Source organism: Acinetobacter sp. 25-47-130, from assembly GCF_056779705.1.
On record NZ_JBWYII010000028.1, the window covers coordinates 1 to 357 of the forward strand.

Genomic DNA, 357 nt, shown 5'->3' on the forward strand with positions numbered 1-357 from the left:
TGGACCGCATTTATACGGACCTTTGTGTGATTGATGTGACGGCAGATGGCATGAAAGTCATTGAGAAAGTTGAAGGCTTATCTTTTGAAGAACTTCAATCGATGACGGGTGCCAAACTCATTGATGCGACTCAAGGCTAATTTATCAATCCTCCCTAAATCCCTCCTTTATTAAAGGAGGGATTTAGGGAGGGATTCAAAGATTTAGGACATAAATAAATGAAAAACGCATACATCATTGATGCTATCCGTACGCCTTTTGGTCGCTATGCCGGTGGTTTAGCGCCTGTCCGTGCGGATGACTTAGGTGCAGTGCCATTAAAAGCGTTAATGGAACGTAACCCTTCTGTGGATTGGA

2 pseudogenes are annotated in these 357 nt (G+C 43.4%); both read left to right on the top strand.

What is annotated here, in order from left to right:
* Positions 1-140, top strand: a pseudogene (locus AC1M83_RS14195) (3-oxoadipate CoA-transferase); the annotation flags it as partial.
* A gap of 78 nt (positions 141-218) precedes the next feature.
* Positions 219-357 (top strand): annotated as a pseudogene (locus tag AC1M83_RS14200) (thiolase family protein); the annotation flags it as partial.